Genomic DNA, 18,615 nt, shown 5'->3' with positions numbered 1-18,615 from the left:
ACCGAAGGCGAAGCCGGGCCGCCGAACGGCCGATGAGCCCCTTGGGCAGGAGTGGGAGAGCCACGTCTCGCAAGGCGGCCAGGGGCGGGGACGTCCAGTGCGCGGGAGCGCCGACCTGCCGGGAGCGGCGGGCGATCATCCGGGTGCGCGGCCTGCGGACGCGGTCGTATTCCTCCAGCCCCGCGCGCACCCCGAGGGTGTCCACCGCCGCGGCGAGGGTGACCGCGTCCTCAAGTGCCTGGCAGGCGCCCTGCCCCAGGTTGGGAGTCATGGCGTGTGCGGCGTCTCCGATCACTGCGACCTTTCCGGAGACGTAGGTGGCCAGCTCGGGCAGCTCGTACGTGTCGTGCTGCAACACCGCGTCCTCGTCCGCGGTGTTCAGGAGTGCGGGGATGAGGCCGTGCCAGTGTGCGAAGCGCTCGCGCAGCCGCTCCAGTTGGGTGCGCGAGCCGATCGGGGCGTTGGCCAGCGCGTAGCAGTAGATGCGGCCGTCCGGCATCGGCGCGTACCCGAATCGTTCGCCCCGGCCCCACGTTTCCACGCTCCCCTCGATGGGCTGGGGTGGCGCGATGAAGCGCCAGGTGGTGTATCCGACGTAGCGCGGCCCGGGGAAGTGGGGCCACAGGGAACGCCGGGTCGCGCTGTGCACGCCGTCGGCGCCCACCACGAGATCCGCGGCGTAGGTGCGTCCGCCGTGCCGGACCGTGCCGTCGGGCCGCACATCGCGCACCTCGGTGCCGGGCCGCAGCGCCTGCGCGGGCACGGCCGCGCGCAGGAGGTCGACCAGGGCGGCCCGATGCACGGTCGCCCACTGGCCGAAGCGGCGCTTCAGGTCGTCGATGTCGTTGCGGATCAGCCAGCTCCCGTTCGCACGACGGATGCCCGCCGGCGGATCGGCCGGCCCGCAGGAACGCAGACGGTCACCGAGGCCCAGCGCGTCCAGCGCGCGCAGACCGTTGGGCTGGATCGAGACTCCCGCGCCGATCTCGGTGAATTCCGGGGCCCGTTCGAGGACCTCCACCTGCCAGCCGCGCTGATGGAAAGCGACAGCTGCGGTCAGCCCGCCTATGCCACCCCCCACGATGATCACCTTCATCGCCGAGCCTCCTTGGTGGTCGTTGTGTTCCGGGGTCGTCGTGGGCCGTGGCGGACATGGGCGGACCTGGACAACCCCCACCACACGGCCGTGACGAGCAGCAGCACGAGAAGGACCCACCGCCAGTACTCCATGCACACTCCTTGGTGCGAAATCCTTAGAACCTCTAGAAAGCCTTAGAGCCTCTAGGTTGATTTAGAAGCTCTAAAGAAACATAGAGGCCCTAGGATGTCAACGGAGCCAACGGCCGACGGGGCCGACGGAGCGACAAGAGGGGTGACGATGTCCGCAGGGACCAGCAGCAGGCGGGAGAGGCTGCGCCGGGCGACGCTCGGGGAGATCCACGCGGCCGCGCGCAAACTCCTGGTCGAACAGGGGTCGGCTGCGGTGACCGTCAACGCGGTCGCCAGACAGGTGGGCATGAGCGGCCCGGCCCTGTACCACTACTACGCCGGCCACGACGAGTTGGTCGGCGCGGTGACCGCGGACTTCTTCCTCGAGTTGACCACGGCCATGGAGCACGCCCGTGACGCCCACGCCGACGCACCGGTCGGCGAACGCATCCTCGCGGCCTGCCGAGCCATGCGCGCCTGGGCACGCGCCCACCCCGCCGAGTTCGGCTGGATCTTCGCCAGCCCGATCACCCCGGCCAACCGGAAGTCCGACTCGGCGCGCCACCAGGCCGGGCAGCGTTTCGAGCAGGTCCTGCTGGACCTGACGGTCGAGCTGTGGAACACGCGACCGTTCCCGGTGCCCGAGCCGGACGACCTGCCCACGTCACTGCGCGAGCAACTGACCGCCTACTCCGCCGGCATCGACGGGCGCCTGCCCCCCGAGGCCGCGCACGTCTTCCTGTCCTGCTGGACCAGGCTGTACGGGCTGCTGTGCATGGAAGTCCTGCACCAACTGGACTTCGCCTACTCCGACCTGGAGCCCGTCTTCGAGGAGTGCCTACGCGATCTGTCCGACACCCTCGGCCTGCGCGCATAGGGGTCGAGTCGCCCGAGCTCCCGGGGGAAGCAGGACTGAGCACGATCGGCTCGGTGTTCCGCCCGCGACGGCGGATTCGGCGCCCGACTCCGCCGTCAAGTTTGGCTGAAGGTCCGTCGGTAGGCGCCCGGTGTGGTGCCCATATGCGTCCGGAAGCGGCGGCGCAGGTTGACTGCCGAGGTGAGTCCGACACGGGTGGCGATGGCCTCGACCGGCAGGTCGGTCTGCTCCAGCAACACCCGCGCCGCGTCGATGCGCCGGCTGAGCAGCCACTGTCCCGGGCTGGTACCGAGCTGTTCGGCGAACCGCCGGGCAAGAGTACGGCCGGAGAGCCCGGCGCGTTCGGCAAGGCAGCCGAGCGTCAGTCGGGTGTCGAGCTTGGAGGTGGCCCACTCCAGCACCGGCGCCAACGACTCGTCCGCCTTGGCCGGAACGGGCTGTGCCGCGTACTGGAGTTGACTGCCCTCCCGGTGCGGCGGCAGCACCATGTTTCTGGCGATCTGGGCGGCGTAGGCCGCGCCGTGGTCGGAACGTACCAGGTGCAGGCACAGATCGATGCCCGCGCCGGTTCCGGCGCTGGTCGCCACGTCGCCGTGGTCCACGAACAGCACGTCGTGGTCGATCCGCACCTCGGGGAAGGCGGCCGCGAGTCGGGCGGTGTCGCGCCAGTGGGTGGTGGCGCGGCGGCCGTCGAGCAGTCCGGCCTGAGCGAGCACGAAGGCGCCCGTGCAGATGGCGACGATCCTCGTCCCGCGCCGGTGGGCGGCCCGCAGCCCCGCGGTGACGGTCGGTGGCACGGGAGCCCCGGGCGGCTGCCAGCCGGGGACGACCACGGTGTCCGCCTGCTCCAGGGCCTCCAGCCCAGCGTCGACGAGCATCTCGTAGCCGACCGTGGTCTGCACAGGGCCTGGGTGTTCGGCGCAGATCCGGAAGCTGTAGCGGGGCGGCTCGTCCCGCGGGACGGTGCCGAAGACCTCGGTGGCGCAGGCGAGCTCGAACGGTGACTGCGGCGGGTTGAGCAGGGCCACCACCCGATGAGGTCTCATGGCACGAATGTACCCCCAGACGTCTTTCTTGACTCTCGGCCGCTCGGCGCGCACAGGCCACAGTGGTCCCATGAGAAAGACCACCGAAACGACAGTGCTGCGGACCGAAGTCCAGGTCGACGGCGAACCGACCAGCTATCTGACCGCGGGGCACGACGGACCGCCCGTCCTGCTGCTGCACGGCACATACTGGAGCCGTGTCTGGCTCCCCGTGCTGGGCCACCTCGCCGACGCGGGGCTGCGGCCCCTCGCCGTCGACCTGCCCGGACTGGGACGCTCAGGAGGCCGACTCACCCCGGAAGCAGCCACGGTTCCAGCCCTCGCCGACTGGGTGACACGATTCGCCTCCGCGCTGCACCTCCCCCGCCCCGTCGCCGTGGCGGGCCACGACATCGGTGGCGCCACCGCCCAGCACCTTCTCGCCCACGACCTGCTCGAAGTGTCCCGGCTCGCCCTGGTCAACTCGGTTCTCTACGACTCCTGGCCCGCACCCCACGTGGCCCGGTTCCGGGAGGGGGACACCGCCGAGGACGTGCTCGCCGCCCGCCGGCAGGCGGTCACCAGGGTGCTGGGCAGTGCCGCCACCGAGCCGTTGATCGCGGACTATGTGGACCCGTGGACCGACGGACGGGTTCGCCGCTCCTGGATGGCCCTGGCGGCGGCGGCCGACAACCGCTACACCCTCGACCTCGTTCCCGCACTGCGGCGGTCCACCACGCCCAAGCTGCTGATCTGGGGCGAGGACGACCTCCACGAGAAGGTCGAATACGCCGAACGGTTCGCCTCGGAGATCCCCCACACCTCACTCGTCCGCATCCCACATGCGGATCACATCCCCACGGAGAACGCCCCCGCCGACATCGGCCGCGCGCTCACCGACTTCTTCACGGCGTAGACGTCTGCCACTCGTCACGCGATCTCGCTACGCGACCTCGCCACACCGCCGTCATGGTTCGGCCGGCCTTTGCTGCGGCGACGTCAGCAGAACCCGACTGCAGCCCGACGGGACGATCCCCATGGGCACCCCAAGTCCACCGGCATTCTCCGGAGACGTCTCTTCGGAAAGTGAAGCGAGAAAGTCCCGGGGTTCCTTGGGGCCCGTGCCCCTTGAGGGTTCAGGCCTCGTCGTGCCGAGTGGCCGACCAACCGGCGACGATGGCGCCACACACCAGCGACCGAGTGCAGCCGTCACCGACCGCCCGTCAGCAATCAGCGACCCATCCACGACATACGGGGTGAGCGGCCCTCCACGACGCCGCCCGGCGGATCCTGGCACTTCTTGACGAACGGCGCGCCGCCACCACCTCGAAGGAGTGAAGGGCCCGCCCTGATGGGTCTAACCAGGCGCCTGTCGTGTCAGAAGGGGCACCACAATGCCGTCGACGATCCGTTCGATGGCCTCGTCGGACACGGGCTGCAGCGTCATGAGGACCTCGTTCCGGAAGAGATCGCGTTCGGCGATGGCGGCGGCTCCCGGCGGGCCGGGCAGGCGGCGGCACTTGTGGTGATCGTGGCCGCGAAGCTCGATGTGGGCTCCACCCGCTGCGTGAGCCGGACCCGGCTGGGGTCGGCTCGGGCAGGCCGCCTGACCCGGCCCGCTGCTTTCGACGTCACATAGCCTGCGGCCATGACTGAGACACTGACGCCGACTCCCGATGACGCCTTCGAGATGCTGCTGGCCGGCAACCAGCGGTTCGTCACCGGTTCGCCCGAGCACCCCAACCAGGACGCCGCGCGCCGCACCGCAACCGCACCGGGGCAAAGCCCCTTTGCGGTGCTGTTCGGGTGCTCCGATTCCCGGCTGGCCGCCGAGATCATCTTCGACCGGGGACTGGGCGACCTGTTCGTGGTACGCACGGCCGGACATGTGGTCGGTGCGGAGGTCCTGGGCAGCATCGAGTACGGGGCGAGCGTGCTGGACTGCCCGCTGGTCGTGGTCCTGGGCCACGACTCGTGCGGCGCGATCGCGGCGGCCAAGGAGGCCGCCGACGGCGGCAGGGCGCCCGCCGGCTTCGTCCGTGACGTCGTCGAGCGGGCGACCCCGAGCGTGCTGGCCGCCCGCGCCGCCGGACGCGGCCAGGACGAGGAGATCCTTCACGAGCACATCCGGCACACCGTGGACCTGCTGCTGGACCGCTCCCGGGTCCTGGCCGAGAAGGTGGCGGCCGGCCGCCTCGCCGTGGTGGGTCTGTCCTACCGGCTGGCCGACGGCAGCGCGGAACTGGTCGCCTCCCACGGCCTGAGCAAGCCTGCTGACTTTGCACGGTAGTACCCGGCGGGCCCGCCCCGGTCGTACGGGCGGGCCCGCGCGGTGTCGTCGGCCCCGGTGCGTGGAATGCGCCGAGGAGCATCCCGGCGCACGTCATGCGGCGAGCGGAACGGTGGAAGAATCGGGAAGGTGACCGCACGAACCAGTGACATCGACATCGGCAAGGCGGCCGGTGTGCTGCGCGCCGGGGGCCTGGTGGCCCTCCCGACCGAAACCGTCTACGGGCTGGGCGCCGACGCCGAGGACTCCACCGCCCTCGCGCGTGTCTTCCAGGTCAAGGGGCGCCCGCCCACTCATCCGCTGATCGTCCATATCGGCGGCGCGGAGCACCTCGGCGACTGGGCCGAGGACGTGCCCGCGGCGGCGCGTCTGCTGGCCGAGCACTTCTGGCCGGGCCCCCTCACGCTGGTCCTGCGGCGCGGGCACCGGGTACCTCTCGAAGCAACCGGTGGCCTGCAGACGGTGGCCGTGCGCGTGCCCGGCCATCCCGTCGCGCTCGCGCTGCTCAAGACCTTCGGCGGCGGTGTGGCGGCACCCTCTGCCAACCGCTTCGGCTCGGTCAGCCCCACCACGGCGGACCACGTTCGCGCGGAGCTCGGGGACGGGGTCGACTTCGTGCTGGACGGCGGCCGCTGCGGGGTCGGCGTCGAGTCGACCATCGTCGACGTCACGGGCGATGTCCCGAGCATTCTGCGGCCGGGCGGAGTGACGCGCGAGGATCTCGAAGCGGTCCTGGGGTACCCGCTCGCGGTCCCCTCCACCAGCCGCGTCCGCGTGCCGGGCCAGCATCCCTCCCACTACGCGCCGCGCGCCCGGGTCGTCCTCGTCGAGCCCGAGAGCCTCATCGCCGAAGCGGAGCGCGCGCGGCAACTCGGGCACCAGGTGGGCGTCTTCCTGCCTCCCTCCCTCGCCGACGCCCCGGTCAAGGCGCACGCCCAGGTGACGGTCCCCACCTCGATGGGCGCCTACGCGCGCGGGCTGTACGGGTTCTTGCGCGAGCTCGACCAGCAAGGGTGCGACCTCATCGTCGCGTCGCTGCCGGCGGAGGAGGAGCTGGGACTCGCGATCGCCAACCGGCTCCGCCGCGCCGCAGGGCCCCGGCCCTCCGGCGGCGGCCTGCGGCCCCCGGGCGACCCCGCCACAGCCGACCAGGACGAGGACGGGTGAGCAGGAGCGACGAAGGCCAAGGCGCGACTGGGTGCCAGGGCGCGTCAGCCCGGGTGGGCCGCGCGTCGGCGGCCGGCCGCAGCGCGTACGCGGGTCGATCGGCGTCGGGGATGCGGCCGAGGTAGGTGTGGCCGGCGGCCATGTGACACCAGGCGGGCAGGTCGAACGGGGCGGCCGGGTCGGTGGCGACGGCGTGCACTACGGTGCCCGGCGCGACGCCGTCGAGCTGCCGGCGCAGGCGGGAGCAGGAGGGTGACGCAGAGCAGGTCGGTGCCGTCGACGGTGAGGTCCGGTGCGGGTGTCGCGGTCATCGGGGCAGGGTCTGGGTGATGCGCCACAGGCGGCGGGGCAGGTCGCCCTCCTCGAAGGCGTGGATCTCGTTGAGGGTCCAGCCGTTGGCGAGGGCGTCGACCAGGTCGCGGTCGAAGAAGTGGACGGCCGGTGCGGAGGGCTGCTCGCCGTACATGCCGGGGTGGACGGTGTAGGTGTCCTGCCAGTGCTGCCGCTGGGTCTCGGCCAGTTCCTGCTCGTCCGCCACCGTCTTCGACCTCCCGTTCGCGTCCGGAGGCCAGCTTGGATGTGCCCTGATAGCGGCCGGTCAGTGGCCGCGCGGTGCGTACATGATCAGGGCCATGCCGGCGAGGCAGACGAGGGCGCCGGTGATGTCGTAGCGGTCGGGGCGGTAGCCGTCGGCGATCATGCCCCAGGCGATCGACCCGGCGACGAAGATCCCGCCGTACGCGGCGAGGATGCGGCCGAAGTTGTCGTCGTGCTGGAAGGTGGCCACCACGCCGTAGAGGCCGAGCGCGATGACACCGGCGCCGATCCAGATCCAGCCCTTGTGTTCGCGGATGCCCTGCCACACCAGCCAGGCCCCTCCGATCTCGAACAGGGCGGCGACGGCGAACAGGGCGACGGAGCGGGCGACGATCACAGTGCGGGTCCTTCTGGCGGGCAGCGGAAGCAGGGCAGGAAGAGGGGTGGTGCGGGCGGGTCAGGCGGCCGGGCCGAACAGTGCGGCGAGCAGCGCGGCTCCCTCGGACGGGGCCCGCACCTGAAGGTGCAGGACGGGTCCGTCGAGGTGGAGGCGGAAGTCGAAGAACGGGCAGCACTGCTGCTCGGCAGCGGCGAGTCCCGCGACGGCCCCGGCCCGGTCGGCGGGCAGAGTGAGGCGGATGCCCTCGTCGGTCTCCTGCCGCTCGGCGCCGTCGGTCAGCCGCCGCCACTGGGCGGTGCGCTCGCCCAGGCTGTCCCTGCTCAGGGAGCAGGCCACCGGCGCATGCCGCCACCGTTCGCTGTCCTGTTCAGCAGCTCGGCGGCTGGGCTGTGCGGTGCCGTCGATCGGCCGGTCGCCAGGCGGGGCGGGAGCGAGAAATCCGCACTCCGGATCGCAGCGGCCGGGCCGGTCGGGCAGCGCGTCGAGGTGGTCCAGCGCCTTGTGCAGGGTGGCGGTGAACGCGGCCAGCTCGGTGGCGCGTGCCTCGGCGTCCGCGATGCGGGCGGCGATCCGTGGTCGCAGATCGGCCTTCACCTGCGCGCACGCGCCGGACTCCCATACCGCCAGCAGCTCAGAGACATCCTCCAGCGGCAGTCCGAGGTTCTTGGCTGCGCCGATGAACGCGAGGCGCTCGACGGCGTCCTCGCCGTAGAGGCGGTAGCCGGCCGGGGACCGGTCGGCGGGCAGCAGCCCGGCGCTCTCGTAGAACCGCAGCGTGGTGGCCGGAACGCCGGAGCGCTCGGCGAGCTGGGAGATCCGCATGGTGCTCACGAACCGACGGTAAACCTTCGACTCGGCTCGAAGGTCAAGGGCGATGAGGCCCAGGCCTGGGGCAGCGGATATCGCTTCGAGCTGGCGGGTACGGGGTGGCGGGGTGCGGGGTGGCACCGGAAGACATATCAACGTCCGTTACTGCTCCCCGGCGTCTTGGGCAGGGTGCGCCGTGCGGTGACCGGGCGCCGGGAGCCGTAGAACACGCCAGCGTCCCACGGTCGGGGTGGTGGGCGGCCGTGCGGATCGCGGAGAGTACCGCCGAATGGGAAGTTAGGTTAGCCTTCCCTTGTTTTTCTTGAGGGCTTGGCTGAATCCCACCACTCCCCTGCCACTCTCCCGCGCGAAAGAAGCTCCCCATGCACCCAGCGACCTCCCGGCCCGCCGCCCTGTCCACGCCCTCCCGTCGCCGACTGCTCGCCGCCGGAGGCGCACTCGCCCTCGCTCCGCTGCTCAGCGCCTGCGGCGACAACAAGGACAGCGGCTCCCGGGCGGGAGGGGACGCGGAGGGCGGGTCCTGGTCGTTCAAGGATGACCGGGGCCGTACGGCGAAGTCCGGCCATCGGCCGAAGAGGATCGTCGCTTATGTCAGCACGGCGGCTGCACTGTACGACTACGGCATCGAGTGCACAGGAATCTTCGGGCCAAGCAAGCCGGTGGGGGGCAAGCCCAACCCGCAGGTCGGAGACATGAACGTCTCCGACCTGACGAGCCTGGGAACCGCGTTCGGCCGGTTCGACCTCGAGAAGTACGCCGCCCTCAAGCCCGACCTGCTGGTCAGCAACATGTTCCCGGCGCCGGACCTCTGGTACGTCCCGCCGGAGAGCAAGGAGAAGATCCAGAGGCTCGCCCCCACCATCGGCATCGACATCGCCCGCACGTCCCTGCTCGACCCGCTCAAGCGCACCGCCGAGCTGGCCGAGTCCCTCGGCGCGGACATGAGCGCGAAGAAGGTCACGGACGCCGAGGCACGCTTCGACAAAGCCGCCAAGACCCTGCGCGCCGCAGCGAAGGCCAAGGGGGGCCTCAAGGTGATGGCGATCACCGGCGACCCGGACAACCTGTACGTCGCGGTCCCCGACTCCTACAGCGACCTGCACTACTTCAAGGATCTGGGCGTGGAGTTCGTCGAGGGCAAGAAGTCCGACGAGTTCGGCTTCTGGGAGTTCCTGAGCTGGGAGAAGGCCGACAAATACCACGCCGATCTCATCATGGTCGACAACCGCTCCACCGCCCCGTCCCGCAAGAAGCTGCGGGAGAAGGCCACCTGGCGCGAACTGCCCGCGGTCGAGGCCGACCAGCTCACTCCCTGGTCGATGGAAGAGCGCTTCAGCTACGCGGGCTTCGCCCCGGTCCTGGAACGTCTTGCCGCCGCCATCGACAAGTCGAAGAGGCTCAACGCCTGACTCCTGCGCCCGCCGGCCGAGGCCGGCGGGCCGGTAGCAGGGCTGGCCCGACCGCTTGGTACCCCTTCCTCTCGCAACCCGCTATCGGTACTCGACATGACGGCTCGAACGGGCAGCCTCGGCCGCACCGCCGGCCTTCCCACCTGTCGCGGGGGCAGTGGCTCGTACGGGATGCGCTCACCGATCACAGCGGCGGAACCGCGCCGGATTCGCACCGGCTTCCTCGTTCCACCGTCACCCTGTCGGCGCTCATCATTTCCTCGGTCGGATGCCCGGATCATTCGGGCTCGGGAGCGTGCGGGCCCGTCGAGGGGGGCTCGGCCGGGCGTTCCCGGCCGCCGTCATGACCCGACGCCACCACGATCAGCAGGCCCAACACGGCGGCCACTGCGGCTGCCCGGCCTGCGGCCCGCCCCAGCCAGCCCGGCAGCGACACCCCCTCGCGCCGCCTGGGCGCGTGCAGCCGTTCGGCCCGCCGGGCGGGCCGCAGCAGACGCAACAGCAGCAGTACAGCGACGGGGAGTTGCAGTAGCCACAGAACGGTGCGCGGCCACTCGCCGTACCAGACATTGGTGCCGTACAGCAGTGTGTGCCAGACGCTGAGCACGTAGACGACGATCACGAAGCGGTGCAGCCGACGCCAGGTGTTCGCGCCGATGCGGTGCCGGACGTAGAAGAGCAGCCCGAGTGGAACCGCCAGATACAGGGCGCCCTGGCCGATCGGGATCGCGACCCGGCCGGTGCCCGAGTCGTACCAGCCGGGCACGAACGCGTCCGCGAATCCCACCCACAGCCGCTCGGCCCACGCCAACTGGGCCTCGTAGCATACGAGTTCGGCCGCGAACATCAGCGCGTGCGCAAACATCAGGGCCATCGCGGTCAGGCTCGTGGTGCGGTGCCAGCGTTCCAGGGCCTGCCGGGAGACCGGCAGCCGGGTGGGGCGCGGCCCCGACAGCAGCAGACCGAGCATGACCGTGCCCCAGGCCCACAGCAGACCCGACCAGCCGAACGCCTGGCTGAGCAGGTACATCCAGTACGTGCCGGGGTCGTCCATGAACGGCATGACCGCGACTGTCGCCGAGTCACCCGACTCCATGCGCGCGTAGAGGAATACGAAGACGGCCACCGTGACGACGACCGCCGCACTCGCGTCGGGCAGTGCCGCCCGCAGGTCGGCGCGCAAGGCGGCGCCGTCCGCCGGACGCCTGTCACGGGCGGGTGGCGAGCTCGTGCCGTCGTCCTCCGGCCTCGTCTCTGACAGCATCCTGGGCCTTCCGGGCGGTACACCGGCGGACTGTGTGCCTGTGGGGCGAACCGGAACCAGTGTCACCAAGTGGGCCGGGATTGCCGAGGCGACATCCGGCCAGAGTGATTCCGGCGCTGACCGGGCCGGCTGAGCTGCCGCGAGGTCCTCGCACCCGCCCGTGCACCGATCACATCCGGACAACCGGCGATACGCCCCCTGCCGCAGCGGCGCGGGCCACCCTAGGCTGAGGCGTGCAGTCGGTTCGTGCCATCCGTCCGACCGGATCTGGGCGGCACGACGCAAGAGGGAACCCGGTGGGAATCCGGGACTGTCCCGCAGCGGTGAGTGGGAACGAACGCCGTCAACAGCACTGGGCCCCTGGATCGGCGGGGTCGGGGAAGCGACGGCCAGTAGGTATCCGCCGGATTTTCCGGCGGGTGGGCTCACAAGTCCGAAGACCTGCCACTGCGCCCGCGCGTGAGGTGCGGGCTGTGAACGGTGACCTCGAGGACTGGGTTGGCGGTATCGACGGCTGCACGGCCTACGCTGTGCCGCGCCTCCTTCCCGGTGGTGATTCGGGGCTCGGGACCAGGAGGAGGACGTGCCCCGTGAGCGCGCGAGTTCCCGTCGTCCGCACGGTGTCCGGCGTCTGCCACGGCACGCTGGGTGAGCTGTACCAGGGCCCGCTGCGGGCGGGTTCCGAGCCGGACATCGCGGTGGTGTCCTTTCCCGTGGACCGTCACTCCTGGGTGCACTTCACCCCGGGGACGGCGGCGCCGAACCGGCTGCCCCTCGGGGAGAAGTCCGCGACAGCGGCCCGGCTCTTCCTGGAGCACTTCGGACTCACGCTGCCGCCGGGCCACTGGCGCGCCCACTCTGATCTGCGGGTGGGCGTGGGGATGGCGAGTTCCACCGCCGACATCGTGGCGACACTGCGCTGTCTGTTCCGGCTCTTCGCCCTGCCCTACGACACGGACGTGGTCCTCGGGGTCCTGGCGGCGATCGAGCGTGCCGACAGTGTCTTCCTCGACGAGTTCGCCCTCCACCTCAGCGGCCGGCACCGCGTGATCCGGCGGCTGGGCACGGACATCGGCTTCCACACCGCTCACATCACCGAGCCCGGGACGGTGGACACCGCCGCCGTCACCGACCTGCTCCTGGGGCACTACCGGCGGCACGGGGAGGAATACGGGCGCTGCCTGACCGACCTGCTCAAAGGGTTCGCCTCCGGAGACCCGGCCGCCGTCGCACGGGCGGCCACCACCAGCGCCGCCCTGTCGCAGAAAGTGCTGCCCAAGGCGACGTTCGACAGCATGCTCGCGCACCGGGAGCGGTTCGGCGCCGACGGCATCTTCGTGGCCCACACGGGCTGCCTGATCGGCTATCTGTTCCCCGACCGCCCCGACGCCGCACTCAAGTCGGAACTGTCCGCCTTCTTCCACTCGCTCGGCCACCAGTGTTCCTTCGCCCAAGGAGGCTACGGGTGATCCACCCCCACATCGCCGACGCCCTCAAGGCCCCCGATCTCGTCCGGCTCACCGACGCCCTCGTCCTGATCCGGTTCGAGTCGATGAAGATCTACTCGGCACTCGCCGCCGTCCGCCACCTCCTGGAGCGGGGCACGATCCGCCCGGGACAGACTCTGATCGACAGTTCCAGCGGTATCTACGCCTACGCCCTTGCGCTGGCCTGCCACCGCTACGGCACGCACTGCCACATCGTGGCGTCCACCACCGTGGACACCACCACCCGCGCCCAGTTGGAGATCCTCGGCGCCACCGTGGAACAGGTCAGGCCCTCGGAGAACCTCAAGCTGGACCAGGAGCTGCGGGTGCGGCGGGTGCGGGAGATCCTCGCCGACCACCCTGACTGGCACTGGATGCGCCAGTATCACGACGACATCCACTACCTCGGCTACCACGAGGTCGCCGACCGCATCACGGCCCTGTTCCCCGCGACCGCGTTGACCGTCGTCGGCGGAGTCGGTTCCGGAGCCTCGACGGGCGGCCTCGTGGAACGCCTGCGCGCCACCGACCCCTCGGTTCGGCTGGTCGGCGTTCAGCCGTTCGGCAGCGTCACCTTCGGCAGCCAGGACCACCAGGACCCGGAGGCGATCATCGCCGGCATCGGGTCGTCCATCGTCTTCGACAACGTCCGCCACCAGCTCTACGACAGCCTCCACTGGCTGGACTTCACCCATGCCATGTCCGGCACGGTCGCCCTGCTGCGTGACCACGCCGTCTTCGCCGGGCTGTCCACCGGCGCCGGATACCTCTCCGCCACGTACGAGGCACGCCGCCACCCCGACCGGCTGCACCTGGTGGTCGGCGCCGATACCGGTCACCGCTATGTCGAGCGCGTCTTCGCCCGGCACACCGAAGCCCTGGACCCCGCCGCACTGAAACCGGTCGAGATCACCGCACCCGAGGAGATGTCCATGCCCTGGTCCACGATGGCCTGGCGGCGCACGGCCTGCCCGGCGGGCCGGAAGGGGCGAGCGGCATGAGCGTCGTCTGCCTGGAGTCACTCACCTTCGGACTCGGACACCTGGCGCGCGCTGCCGACGCACTCGGCGAGCGACTGATGCTGCTCACGCGCGACCGCTCCTTCTACACGTACGAGTTGGAGCGCCTTCCGAAGGACGCCCTCGATGTCGTGGAGATCGACACCTTCGACATGGAACGGGTGGCGGGCCTGCTGCGGCACACTCCCGGCTTGCGCGGCCTGATCAGCTCCACCGACACCTGGACGCTGGTCGGCGCCGAGCTCACGGACCGTCTCGGCCTGCCCGGGCTGGATGCGGCCGCGCTACGGCTGACCAGGGACAAGGCGGCAGTACGCAACCGCCTGCACGATGCCGGGCTGACGCGCGGGCGGGCCGCGGACGTCATCGGCACCGGCACGGAGCCGCGGGAGTCGCTGCTCAAGGAGGTCGGACTGCCCGCCGTTGTGAAGGACTCGGCGGGCACCGGGAGCCAGAATGTCTGGCTGGTCGGCGACGAGCCGGAGCTGGTGGCCGCCTTGGAGGAGGCGACCGGCCGGGAGCTCAAGGGACGCCTGTTCGCGGAACCGTACTTCAGCGGGCCGGTGTACAGCGCCGAGACCCTCACCTGGACGGGCCGGACGCGGCTGCTGGGCGTCTCCAGCCGGCTGATGTCTCCGGAGCCGTACTTCCGGGAGGAGATCACCGCGTTCCCCGTGGCCTTCCCGCAGGCCCGGCGGGCCCTGCTGGAGCGATGGCTCGGTGAGGTACTCGCGGCGATCGGCTATACCGACCGGTTCGCCCACGTGGAGTTCGTACTGACCACCGGCGGCCCGGAAGTCGTAGAGATCAACCCCCGGATCGGGGGTGCACTGGTCGGCGAGGGAATGTGCCGGGCGCTCGGCGTCAATGTGTACGAGGCGATGATCGAGGCCGCGCTCGGCCACCGTCCCCGCCTGATGGAGGCGGACCCGCCCGGCGGTCCGGCCGTCGCATTCGTGCTCGGCTACCCGGCCACGCCGGGGGTGTTCACCGGCGTCGCCGGGCTGGACCGGCTGGCGGACATGCCGGGATCACCGGTCTGGTACCCGGTCAAACGGGTCGGCGACCCGGTCGAGCATCTGACGGACAGCCGCGGCTACGCGGGCATCGTCTACGCCGAGGCCGAGACCGCCGAACTGGCCACGCACCACGCGGTGGCCGCCTCCAACGCCTTGACGGTGCTCACCGAGCCGTTTCCGCCGCCCGAGGCCACCGGCCGCCGCGAGGCGTCCGGTGGGTGAACGCGCGGCAGGCACAGCAGGGTTGCGGGCCGCGCTGTCCACGCTCGACGGCCCGCTGCGTTTCCTGCTGCTCAGCTCGTTCCTGATCCCGCTCGGCAGCTTCATGGTCCTGCCCTTCATGTCGGTGTTCCTGCACGAACGGCTCGGCATGGGGCTCGGCACGGTGGGTGTCGTGCTGGCGGTGGCGTCCCTGGTGCAGTTCTCCGGGGGGATCGTGGGCGGGGCCCTCGCGGACCGGATCGGTTTGCGCCGCACGATGCTGTGGGCGCTGCTCATCCGCACGGCCGGATTCGCCGGGCTTCTGCTGGCCCTGCGCTGGCCGCCCCTGGCCGTCGGCGCCCTGGTCCTGACGTGCTGCGGCGCCGCGCTGTACCTGCCCGCCAACAAGGCCTATCTCGTGCACGGCGTGGACGACGAGCGCCGCCCGGCGTTCCTGTCGGCGGGCAACGCGGCCCTCAACGCGGGCATGGCCGTGGGGCCGCTGATCGCCGGACCGTTCGTGCTGTCCTCGCCCGGCTGGCTGTTCGTCGCCGTCACGGCGCTGTTCGTCCTGGTCACCGCCGGCCACGCGCGGCTTCCCCCGACCGGCGGACAGGAGCAGTCGGGCGGGCCGACGAGCGAACGGGGCCTGCTGGCCGGGGTGGCCGTCCTGCCGTTCGCCGCCAACGTGCTCGCCTTCTACCTCTACTTCCACTTCCAGCATTTCCTGGCGGTGTACGCCGTGGAGCGGGCTTCCAGCGCGTTCTACAGTCTGGTCCTGCTGCTCTGCTTCACGCTGGTCATCGTCGTACAGCCCCTCGCGTCCGGCCTGATCCGGCGCATGCCGTACACAAGGGCACTCACGGTCGGCTTCATGGGCCTGGCGGCCGGGCTGGCCCTCCTGGCGATCGGCACCCCGCCGGCGCTGCTGGCTGGCGGGGCGTTGATCACTCTGGGCGACATCGTCCTGTTCCTGAAGAACGACCTGGAGGCGCTGCGCCGCAGCCCGCGTTCGGACGCCGTGGTCTTCGGCCAGCAGCGGCTGGCCGCCGGGCTCGGCGCCTGCGCGAGCGGGGCGCTGGGCGGGCAGCTGTACGGCCTCACCGAGCGCTCAGGAAACACCGGCTGGTTCTGGCTGCTGGGCGCCGCACAGTGTCTGCTGCTGCCCCCGGTACTGCTGGCGCTGCGCGCTCGCACACCGAAACATCGCCACCCGCACGATGACGAAGGAGTACTGATACCGCATGACACGGACGGGCGGGTTCCAGGACGATGACTTCTGGACCGAGTTCCACGACTTCCTCTTCTCCGAGCAACGCCACGCGCAGGCCGAGGAACTGCTCGACACCTCTCCCTTGCTGTCCTTCCCCGCCGACGCCCGGGTGCTGGACATGTGCTGCGGACCCGGTGTGTTCACCGTGCCGCTCGCCCGCCGGGGCCACGACGTCACGGGGGTGGACACCAGTGGGGCCATGCTGGATCGGGCACGAAAGCGAGCGGCCGAGGCAGGGGTCCGGGTCGCGTATGTGCGGGCCGACGCACGCGAGTACGAGAATCCGGGCGGCTTCGACGTCGTCCTCAACCTGTTCACCTCGTTCGGTTACTTCGAGGACCCCGCCGACAACGCCCGCATGCTGCGCACCATGTATTCCTGCCTGGCCCCCGGCGGCACCCTCGTCCTGGATCTCGCCGGCAAGGAGTTGCTGGCCCGCAAGGTCACCCCGCCCAAGGTGGTGCGGCGCGGCGAGGACCTGATGGTGCAGACCGACACCGTGCTGGACGACTGGGCCAGGCTGCGCAGCGACTGGGTACTGGTCCGGGGCGAGCGGGTGACGCGGGCCACCCTGGTGTGGTTCGTGTACAGCGCGGTGGAGCTGCGGCGGATGGCACAGGAGGCGGGGTTCGGCCGGGTGGAGGTCTTCGGCGGTTTCGACGGCCGCCCCTACGACGAGAACGCCGAGCGGCTGGTGCTGCGGGCGATCCGAGAGGCGTAGGACGGGCAGGGGCGCTTCGGCGGGTTCGCACGCCCAGTTGGCCGCGTATCGGCAGACCGCAGCATCAGCGCGGATCCTTCCTCCTCGTGATCGTTGGTGCCCCGGCGGCGACCGACAAGGAACGCCGTCTTGCGCTGCGTTAGCCAACTGGGCATGCAAAAGGACTCTGTCCGCACAATTGGGTGTTCAACTCGGCGACGATCATCGACAAAGAGCCGGGAAACCAGGAGGGCGCAGTGCGCGGCAGCGCGAGAAGTCCTTCGACCGCAAACGGGACACGGTGGACTTCGCCACCCAAGGACCGGCTGGAGAACCTCAGCGTCCCGGACGTCGCCTGGGAGAGCTATGAGCGGCCCCGGTTTCGTCGGCTGCGGCGACAGGCAGTACGGACGAACGGGCGCGGAGGTCCTTACGTGGTTCGATATGCGCCGCTCAAGCATCGGAAAACAGGGTCCATTGGCGCTGCGTTTCGCTGTCCGAGCCCATGCTCGCCCTGACGCCCCGCTTTTCCCTTCCCAGTGAGGTCGGCACCATTCCGTATCCCGATCTACTGAGATGCGGCACAAATGGGCAACCGTGGCCCTGACGAACGGTGTCTCCATCCACGAGGTGTCCCGCCGGCTGGAGCACCGTTCGGTCAAGGTCGGTCACGGTCGACCGGTACGGCCGCCTGACGCAGGCCGGCCACGAGCGCTGCCGTCAGGTGGTGGCCGCCGTGTGCGGCGACCACCTGCCCAGCGGACTCAGCACAGCTCGTGCTTGCGCAGCACCCGGCGCTGAGCCGCTGTCGGGTCGACGGGCCAGTAGACGTAGCACACCCCGCCGGTACCGCCGACGACCTTGCCGTCGGCGTTCTTGCGCTTGGTTCGCAGCCAGATGTTCTCGAACTGCCGCCGCTTGTAGACGTGGCGGACCGAGGGGTTGTCCGGGGAGTTGGGGTCGTTGGCGATGACGTCGCCGGATCCGGTGAAGCCGATGACCGTCATCAGGTGGCCCGCGGTGCCGTAGCCGGCGCCGTCCAGTTCGGACTCGATGAAGGACTGCGAGGTGATCAGGGGGATGCCCGCGGCGACGAATTCCTCGGCCTCGTTGAGGGAGTTGAGCCGGGTGACGACGGCGTTCATGTCCCGGTAGGTGCTGGCGTAGGCGCCGTTGAAGGGCCAGTTGCCGCAGCCTTCGTACTGGTAGTCGAAGGTGTGGCGCGCGGCGTGGCAGACCTGGGGGTCGGCGAAGTCGGGGTTGACCCAGGCGAGGTCCTCGGTGGTGGGCTTACGGCCCCAGTATTCGATGATCATCTGCGAGGAGGTGGGGCTGCACCACGCCTCGCCGCCGTTGTCGTACTCGGGGTACTGGCCCTTGTGGATCTCCTGCGAGTAGCGCGGGACCTTCAGCTCGACCGCCTTGCCGAGGCCGGGCTCGGACGCGGGGACCTCGAAGCGGTCGGGTACGTCGGAGCACATCACACCGGCCCGCCAGACGGTGGGGGTGGCCTTGCTGCCGGAGGCGCGGTAGAGGGTCAGCCGCAGCCGGTAGGACTTCAGGCGCAGCCCGCTCGCGAGGTCGTCGATGGAGAAGGTGTCGGTCCAGATGGTGCTCTTGCCGTCCTTCTGGCCGTCGACCGAGGTGCGGCGGGGCACGTCGTCGCCGTCGCCGGATGTCCAGATGCCCATGGTGTACCAGGGCGTCTGCTTGCCGTCCGAGTAGGTGCCGCGCAGCTCGATGCGGATCCAGGTGCCCTTGGGGGTGTGGGCGTTCCAGGAGGCGATGGCCTCACCGGCGGGTACGGCGCAGCCGTGTGCGGGGGAGGTCCAGGTGGCGTACTCCCAGTCGGCCTTCTTGCCGGTGTGCGGATCCTTGTACCCGATGCTGCCGACGGGGGACGCGAGGAC

Annotated in this window: 19 protein-coding genes and 2 riboswitches; of the genes, 12 read left to right on the top strand and 7 right to left on the bottom strand. The window is 70.6% G+C overall.

What is annotated here, in order from left to right:
* A partial coding sequence (locus KBY19_RS32240) for an FAD-dependent monooxygenase (RefSeq protein WP_210967260.1) occupies window positions 1–1,096 on the bottom strand: 1,096 nt, incomplete at its 3' end.
* Window positions 1,097–1,378: 282 nt separating this feature from the next.
* On the opposite strand from KBY19_RS32240, the gene KBY19_RS32235 reads away from it, so the two are divergent.
* Complete coding sequence (locus tag KBY19_RS32235; protein WP_210967259.1) at window positions 1,379–2,086, top strand: TetR/AcrR family transcriptional regulator; 708 nt, start codon at window positions 1,379–1,381, stop codon at window positions 2,084–2,086.
* 95 nt (window positions 2,087–2,181) lie between these two features.
* Here KBY19_RS32235 and KBY19_RS32230 read toward each other — a convergent pair whose 3' ends face one another.
* The gene (locus KBY19_RS32230; protein WP_210967258.1) at window positions 2,182–3,132 is read right to left on the bottom strand and encodes a GlxA family transcriptional regulator; all 951 of its coding nucleotides are present in this window, start codon (window positions 3,130–3,132) and stop codon (window positions 2,182–2,184) included.
* Window positions 3,133–3,202: 70 nt separating this feature from the next.
* Between KBY19_RS32230 and KBY19_RS32225 the strand changes: the two genes are divergently transcribed.
* From KBY19_RS32225 to KBY19_RS32205, 5 genes are all read left to right on the top strand, one after another.
* Window positions 3,203–4,027 carry an alpha/beta fold hydrolase gene (locus KBY19_RS32225; protein ID WP_210967257.1) on the top strand — a complete coding sequence of 275 codons (825 nt, stop codon included), beginning with the start codon at window positions 3,203–3,205 and terminating at the stop codon, window positions 4,025–4,027.
* Between the two features lie 384 nt (window positions 4,028–4,411).
* Window positions 4,412–4,750 (top strand): hypothetical protein, encoded by a 339-nt coding sequence (locus KBY19_RS32220; RefSeq protein ID WP_210967256.1) that lies wholly within the window; start codon window positions 4,412–4,414, stop codon window positions 4,748–4,750.
* A 9-nt stretch (window positions 4,751–4,759) separates the two neighbouring features.
* A complete protein-coding gene (locus KBY19_RS32215; RefSeq protein WP_210956317.1) occupies window positions 4,760–5,401 on the top strand; it encodes a carbonic anhydrase in 642 nt (213 codons plus the stop codon).
* Window positions 5,402–5,530: 129 nt separating this feature from the next.
* Entirely contained in the window at window positions 5,531–6,568 is a 1,038-nt protein-coding gene (locus tag KBY19_RS32210) for an L-threonylcarbamoyladenylate synthase (RefSeq protein ID WP_307843681.1), read from the top strand.
* 31 nt (window positions 6,569–6,599) lie between these two features.
* A complete protein-coding gene (locus KBY19_RS32205) occupies window positions 6,600–6,824 on the top strand; it encodes a hypothetical protein (protein WP_180289561.1) in 225 nt (74 codons plus the stop codon).
* A 51-nt stretch (window positions 6,825–6,875) separates the two neighbouring features.
* Here KBY19_RS32205 and KBY19_RS32200 read toward each other — a convergent pair whose 3' ends face one another.
* Genes KBY19_RS32200 through KBY19_RS32190 form a run of 3 tightly spaced genes read right to left on the bottom strand, consistent with a single transcriptional unit; the run spans window position 6,876 to window position 8,327 of the window.
* Window positions 6,876–7,106 carry a hypothetical protein gene (locus tag KBY19_RS32200; protein WP_099878561.1) on the bottom strand — a complete coding sequence of 77 codons (231 nt, stop codon included), beginning with the start codon at window positions 7,104–7,106 and terminating at the stop codon, window positions 6,876–6,878.
* Window positions 7,107–7,166: 60 nt separating this feature from the next.
* Window positions 7,167–7,502: a YnfA family protein gene (locus KBY19_RS32195; protein WP_099878563.1), complete on the bottom strand. Its 336-nt coding sequence runs from the start codon at window positions 7,500–7,502 to the stop codon at window positions 7,167–7,169.
* 60 nt (window positions 7,503–7,562) lie between these two features.
* Complete coding sequence (locus KBY19_RS32190) at window positions 7,563–8,327, bottom strand: MerR family transcriptional regulator (RefSeq protein ID WP_185019310.1); 765 nt, start codon at window positions 8,325–8,327, stop codon at window positions 7,563–7,565.
* 368 nt (window positions 8,328–8,695) lie between these two features.
* Between KBY19_RS32190 and KBY19_RS32185 the strand changes: the two genes are divergently transcribed.
* Window positions 8,696–9,742 (top strand): ABC transporter substrate-binding protein, encoded by a 1,047-nt coding sequence (locus tag KBY19_RS32185; protein ID WP_210967254.1) that lies wholly within the window; start codon window positions 8,696–8,698, stop codon window positions 9,740–9,742.
* A gap of 89 nt (window positions 9,743–9,831) precedes the next feature.
* Window positions 9,832–10,010, bottom strand: a riboswitch (cobalamin riboswitch).
* A 9-nt stretch (window positions 10,011–10,019) separates the two neighbouring features.
* On the opposite strand, the gene KBY19_RS32180 is transcribed toward KBY19_RS32185, so the two are convergent.
* The gene (locus KBY19_RS32180) at window positions 10,020–11,006 is read right to left on the bottom strand and encodes a ferric reductase-like transmembrane domain-containing protein (protein ID WP_210967253.1); all 987 of its coding nucleotides are present in this window, start codon (window positions 11,004–11,006) and stop codon (window positions 10,020–10,022) included.
* 283 nt (window positions 11,007–11,289) lie between these two features.
* Window positions 11,290–11,449, top strand: a riboswitch (cobalamin riboswitch).
* Window positions 11,450–11,596: 147 nt separating this feature from the next.
* Between KBY19_RS32180 and KBY19_RS32175 the strand changes: the two genes are divergently transcribed.
* The 5 genes from KBY19_RS32175 to KBY19_RS32155 are packed head-to-tail and all read left to right on the top strand — an operon-like array spanning window position 11,597 to window position 16,726.
* Window positions 11,597–12,475, top strand: a complete 879-nt coding sequence (locus KBY19_RS32175; RefSeq protein ID WP_099878569.1) for a hypothetical protein — start codon at window positions 11,597–11,599, stop codon at window positions 12,473–12,475.
* Window positions 12,472–13,494, top strand: coding sequence for a cysteine synthase family protein (locus tag KBY19_RS32170; protein WP_185016293.1), 1,023 nt, complete (start codon window positions 12,472–12,474; stop codon window positions 13,492–13,494). Before KBY19_RS32175 ends, KBY19_RS32170 begins: the two co-directional genes overlap by 4 nt.
* Window positions 13,491–14,753, top strand: a complete 1,263-nt coding sequence (locus KBY19_RS32165) for an ATP-grasp domain-containing protein (protein ID WP_210967252.1) — start codon at window positions 13,491–13,493, stop codon at window positions 14,751–14,753. The genes KBY19_RS32170 and KBY19_RS32165 overlap by 4 nt, the downstream gene beginning before the upstream one ends.
* Window positions 14,746–16,008, top strand: a complete 1,263-nt coding sequence (locus KBY19_RS32160; RefSeq protein ID WP_099878575.1) for an MFS transporter — start codon at window positions 14,746–14,748, stop codon at window positions 16,006–16,008. The genes KBY19_RS32165 and KBY19_RS32160 overlap by 8 nt, the downstream gene beginning before the upstream one ends.
* Window positions 15,977–16,726, top strand: a complete 750-nt coding sequence (locus KBY19_RS32155; protein ID WP_099878577.1) for a class I SAM-dependent methyltransferase — start codon at window positions 15,977–15,979, stop codon at window positions 16,724–16,726. Before KBY19_RS32160 ends, KBY19_RS32155 begins: the two co-directional genes overlap by 32 nt.
* 743 nt (window positions 16,727–17,469) lie before the next feature.
* Here KBY19_RS32155 and KBY19_RS32150 read toward each other — a convergent pair.
* The coding region (locus tag KBY19_RS32150) for a peptidase C39 family protein (RefSeq protein ID WP_210967251.1) at window positions 17,470–18,615 on the bottom strand (1,146 nt) is incomplete at its 5' end.

The organism is Streptomyces sp. B15, from assembly GCF_018070605.1.
In the GTDB taxonomy this organism is placed as follows: domain Bacteria; phylum Actinomycetota; class Actinomycetes; order Streptomycetales; family Streptomycetaceae; genus Streptomyces; species Streptomyces smyrnaeus.
Note: the sequence above shows the minus strand (reverse complement) of the source record. Positions and strands in the feature narration are given on the sequence as shown.

Excerpts from the sequence above, each read along its gene's own strand:
- KBY19_RS32165 (WP_210967252.1), top strand. The coding sequence starts at position 13,491 with ATGAGCGTCGTCTGCCTGGAGTCACTCACCTTCGGACTCGGACACCTG.
- KBY19_RS32190 (WP_185019310.1), bottom strand. The coding sequence starts at position 8,327 with ATGCGGATCTCCCAGCTCGCCGAGCGCTCCGGCGTTCCGGCCACCACG.
- KBY19_RS32225 (WP_210967257.1), top strand. The coding sequence starts at position 3,203 with ATGAGAAAGACCACCGAAACGACAGTGCTGCGGACCGAAGTCCAGGTC.
- KBY19_RS32180 (WP_210967253.1), bottom strand. The coding sequence starts at position 11,006 with ATGCTGTCAGAGACGAGGCCGGAGGACGACGGCACGAGCTCGCCACCC.
- KBY19_RS32235 (WP_210967259.1), top strand. The coding sequence starts at position 1,379 with ATGTCCGCAGGGACCAGCAGCAGGCGGGAGAGGCTGCGCCGGGCGACG.
- KBY19_RS32215 (WP_210956317.1), top strand. The coding sequence starts at position 4,760 with ATGACTGAGACACTGACGCCGACTCCCGATGACGCCTTCGAGATGCTG.
- KBY19_RS32185 (WP_210967254.1), top strand. The coding sequence starts at position 8,696 with ATGCACCCAGCGACCTCCCGGCCCGCCGCCCTGTCCACGCCCTCCCGT.
- KBY19_RS32230 (WP_210967258.1), bottom strand. The coding sequence starts at position 3,132 with ATGAGACCTCATCGGGTGGTGGCCCTGCTCAACCCGCCGCAGTCACCG.
- KBY19_RS32155 (WP_099878577.1), top strand. The coding sequence starts at position 15,977 with ATGACACGGACGGGCGGGTTCCAGGACGATGACTTCTGGACCGAGTTC.